Genomic DNA, 3,403 nt, shown 5'->3' with positions numbered 1-3,403 from the left:
CCTGTCCGTTGCTTACGATCCCGCCGTCACCCGTCCGGGGGCCACTCTGAAAACCCTCAGTGACTTCAGTCGGGCGCTGGCTGTGCTGGGCTGGTAGTTCCCGTTGAGGTCGTTGGTGCCGATCTCCAGCGTGACGACGTTGGGTCGGTAGCGGGTCAGTGAGGCATCGGCGAGTGAGGCGATCTGGTCGATGCGGAATCCGGAGTGGCCTTCGTTGTCGCGGTCGGGCATCGAACCGCCCCGCAACGTGCCGACGAAGTCCAGTGGATGACCGTCCGCCGCGAGCCTGTCCCACAACGGACCCCGGTAGCCGTTGCCCGTACTGCTTCCCACGCCCCAGGTTATGGAGTCGCCCAACGGCATGACCCGCAAAGGCGTGGTGGAGGCGGCGGAGGCAGGGGTCGTACCTGTTGCCGTCACCCCGAGTGCGGCGGTGACGAGAGTGATGAGGGATAAAGTCCAGGAATTTCTCATGCAGACGTCCTCTCATGACGAGTGAGTGCCGAGCCGACGGGGCTGAATCGCCGTTCGAGTCGGTAACTCGGTAACTCGGTAACTCGGCTGTCGTGTCGTCCCGTTGGCGATGACTGATGACTGACGTACTGTCAGAACAGCGTGGTGGAAAACCTCTTGCGTCGTGAGCGCTGACAACTCCAAGCCATCCGGCGTCCAGTCTGCCCGGCCCTTCCTGTACCGAGCGGGTTCGGCCCCTGCCGGCTCCTCAAGCGCACTCGTACAAATATCACGCAGATCTCTGCCTGGACATCCCATGGATGCCAGATCTTGGGGATCGACGACGCGGGGGCGAGTTGCGCGGCACTCCGCCCCTTCGTCGCAGATCCGACGGGCTCCTCGTCGCTCTGTCCATCTCCCGCACTGCCCCCTCGACATCCCATGTCTGGCTGCTGGTCGGCTGCCGAGTAGCGTGCGTGGCCGTAGCTCGTCCACGTCGCGGGCTTGAAGCACATCGACTGCCGTGAGAGCCGCATGGAGTGCGGTGCGCTGTACCGGGAGTCGTGGTGCCACGAGCTTCGCGATGATGGAAAATGACCAGCACTCGACGATTTCAGCCCACGACTGAGCCAAGGCAGGGCACGTACGTTCGTCGCATGCCAACCAGCAAGCAACTCCTGACATCGGTTCAGGCGGCGCGCTTCGTCGCGCAGGGATTTCTGCGACTGGACGCAGTGGTGCCGCAGGAGATCAACGAACGGGCCATCGCGACCCTGACCGAGGGCCTGCCGGACGTGCCCTACGGCACTGCGCTGAGCCAGGCGTTCGCGCAGGACACCTTCGTCAACGAGCTTCTCGGCCTGCCGGTCATAGCAGGCGCTGTCGAGAGCCTGGTCGGCCCCGAGCCGACCGTCGACCACCATGCGATACACATACGAGAGCCGCGCGAGGGACAGGCGCAGCCCCTCCACGGAGACGCGATCATCGACGTACGGCCGGACGCGTTCGACATCCAACTCATGTACTACCCGCACGAGGTGACCGCCGAGATGGGCGGCACGCTCAGCGTGCCCGGCAGCCATCTCCGCCGGATCAACGAGACGGACGTCGGCCGCGTCCAGAACCTCAGGGGGCAGACGCGTCTGACCTGCCCGGCGGGCACGGTCGTCCTCCTGCACCACGGCATCTGGCACGGCGGTCGCCGCAACGACACCGCCCGCCGTCGCTACATGTACAAACTCCGCCTCAACCCGACCGTCCCGCAGGTGCGGCTCTGGGACACCACCGACCTGCACGACCCGGCGGTGACCGCGGAACTCAGCACGTACTTCCCCTGGTACGAGCAGGCCACCGCCCGACTGGAGATCTACAACCGGGTCCTGCTGTGGCGGGCCCTGACCGGCGACGAGTTGTTCGACATCGAGTACTGGGTAACGCGCGTCAGTAACCGGCCCGCCCTGAGGAGTCACGCATGAGACAGCAGGTTCTGGTCCTCTACCTCTCGACGTCGGCACTCGACTCCGACGTGCTGGGCTGGTCCCGGTACGACGGGACCGCCCGGTCCCGTCCGACGACCGGCGACAGCGACGAACCGCCCTACCTCACCGGGCTCGCCGCGCTGCAGGACGGGTGGCGGCTGTTCCAGGCGTCCCAGTTGCTGCCCCCGCAGTCCGGCCACGAGTACGACGTCTCCTTCCTCAAGCACGAGTTCTTCTTCGAGAAGCTGGAGGAGGTATCCAGCCCCTGACCCCGTACGGGGAGGAACGGTCCGGCGGCCAGAGATCAGGAGTGCGACGGCAAACTGGTGGATGAGGGCCGGCAGTAGCCGATCGACTCGCTGCGGCGCGCATGTGCGTACAGGAGAGCCGACCAGATCGTCGACGATTGCCCCGGTCGGTACCGGCCTGGGGAGACTCGGGATGCTGCCCTCTACCTACTCTTGTCGTACCGTTCGCCCGGCGGGCCAGTACGACAGAGCTGCGCGCCGATCCGACGTTGCCGTCGTCGCAGGTGACCAGGACCCGATCCAGACCGAACGCTCGGGCTTCGAGCAGAACCGCCCCGAGAGCCCACGTGGCCAAGCCGCGTCTCCGCGCGGAGGGCCGGATGCTATAGCCGATATGCCCACCGATATCGAGCAGAAGGGCGTTCAGATAGTGCCGCAGATCGATGGCTCCCAGATAGCTGTCGCCCTCGACGATCCACCAGTGGGTGGCGTGGACGCGCCCTTCTCCCACGGCAACGGACCTGTCCGACTGCTGCTGTAGTTGCTTGACCCACGCCGAAAAGACATCGGGGTTGTCGAGGTCGGCCTCAGGCGCGAGACGCAAACCAGTCCCGTCCTGATGGGCGCCTGGAGGTCACTCGTGACGCGCCGCGAGTTATGAGGACTGGAGTCGGCCTGTGGGGGTGATCAGTTCCGGCATGCGGGCGACGATAACATTTGCTCGCCCATTCTGATCAGGCCTTTCGTGCTCTGCGGCAAGAGCCCGCTGCCGTAGCCGCCGTCGTTGACGAGGCCGACCCGGAAGCAGGAGCAGGCGTCCTCGTCCATGTGGGTGTCGTAGACCCACGCGTTGGCCTCGTTGTAGCCGCTGAACCGCCGGACCGGTTGTCTGCGGAATCCACGAGGGTGATGTCGAAGAAGCGAGAGGGCGTCCCGCGAAGTGATCGCGGGCATCCCACGGGGCACACGTGGTCCGCTCGGCCAGCGTCCCGATCGCGGAACAAGAACAGTTGAGGCCAAGTAGGGCCAACTTCTCGCCAGGTTCCGTATTCTTGCTCCGCCCAGGAGCCGTATCAGGGATCGGGGCGCTTGGGTCCCCCCGCGACCTCGCGGGTGCCGGGCACCAGTGCGTCACATGGACAAGAGGGGAAGCGGTGGAGGTCACAAGTACACGGTTGCGACAGGGGACCATACCTCCGGTCGTCGCGGCGCGTTGGGCGCTGT

5 protein-coding genes and 1 pseudogene are annotated in these 3,403 nt (G+C 65.6%); 3 read left to right on the top strand and 3 right to left on the bottom strand.

What is annotated here, in order from left to right:
* Nucleotides 1-57: 57 nt before the first annotated feature.
* A pseudogene (locus tag IEY89_RS39930) lies at nt 58-474 on the bottom strand (GDSL-type esterase/lipase family protein); the annotation flags it as partial.
* A gap of 635 nt (nt 475-1,109) precedes the next feature.
* On the opposite strand from IEY89_RS39930, the gene IEY89_RS39925 reads away from it, so the two are divergent.
* Both IEY89_RS39925 and IEY89_RS39920 read left to right on the top strand, forming a co-directional pair.
* Complete coding sequence (locus tag IEY89_RS39925) at nt 1,110-1,928, top strand: phytanoyl-CoA dioxygenase family protein (RefSeq protein ID WP_189152418.1); 819 nt, start codon at nt 1,110-1,112, stop codon at nt 1,926-1,928.
* Complete coding sequence (locus IEY89_RS39920) at nt 1,925-2,200, top strand: hypothetical protein (protein ID WP_189152417.1); 276 nt, start codon at nt 1,925-1,927, stop codon at nt 2,198-2,200. The genes IEY89_RS39925 and IEY89_RS39920 overlap by 4 nt, the downstream gene beginning before the upstream one ends.
* On the opposite strand, the gene IEY89_RS41410 is transcribed toward IEY89_RS39920, so the two are convergent.
* A complete protein-coding gene (locus IEY89_RS41410; protein WP_345639489.1) occupies nt 2,151-2,624 on the bottom strand; it encodes a GNAT family N-acetyltransferase in 474 nt (157 codons plus the stop codon). The genes IEY89_RS39920 and IEY89_RS41410 overlap by 50 nt on opposite strands.
* On the opposite strand from IEY89_RS41410, the gene IEY89_RS41405 reads away from it, so the two are divergent.
* A complete protein-coding gene (locus tag IEY89_RS41405) occupies nt 2,574-2,720 on the top strand; it encodes a hypothetical protein (protein WP_229695738.1) in 147 nt (48 codons plus the stop codon). The two genes, IEY89_RS41410 and IEY89_RS41405, sit on opposite strands and share 51 nt — an antisense overlap.
* 146 nt (nt 2,721-2,866) lie before the next feature.
* On the opposite strand, the gene IEY89_RS39910 is transcribed toward IEY89_RS41405, so the two are convergent.
* Entirely contained in the window at nt 2,867-3,007 is a 141-nt protein-coding gene (locus tag IEY89_RS39910) for a hypothetical protein (RefSeq protein WP_189152416.1), read from the bottom strand.
* Nucleotides 3,008-3,403 lie beyond the last annotated feature (396 nt).

Origin of the sequence: Streptomyces lacrimifluminis (assembly GCF_014646095.1) — a bacterium.
In the GTDB taxonomy this organism is placed as follows: Bacteria; Actinomycetota; Actinomycetes; order Streptomycetales; family Streptomycetaceae; genus Streptomyces; species Streptomyces lacrimifluminis.
Note: the sequence above shows the minus strand (reverse complement) of the source record. Positions and strands in the feature narration are given on the sequence as shown.

What these genes read in the sequence shown, in the direction of transcription:
- IEY89_RS39925 (WP_189152418.1), top strand. Translation starts at nt 1,110, where the DNA reads ATGCCAACCAGCAAGCAACTCCTGACATCGGTTCAGGCGGCGCGCTTC.
- IEY89_RS39920 (WP_189152417.1), top strand. Translation starts at nt 1,925, where the DNA reads ATGAGACAGCAGGTTCTGGTCCTCTACCTCTCGACGTCGGCACTCGAC.
- IEY89_RS41405 (WP_229695738.1), top strand. Translation starts at nt 2,574, where the DNA reads ATGCCCACCGATATCGAGCAGAAGGGCGTTCAGATAGTGCCGCAGATC.
- IEY89_RS39910 (WP_189152416.1), bottom strand. Translation starts at nt 3,007, where the DNA reads ATGGACGAGGACGCCTGCTCCTGCTTCCGGGTCGGCCTCGTCAACGAC.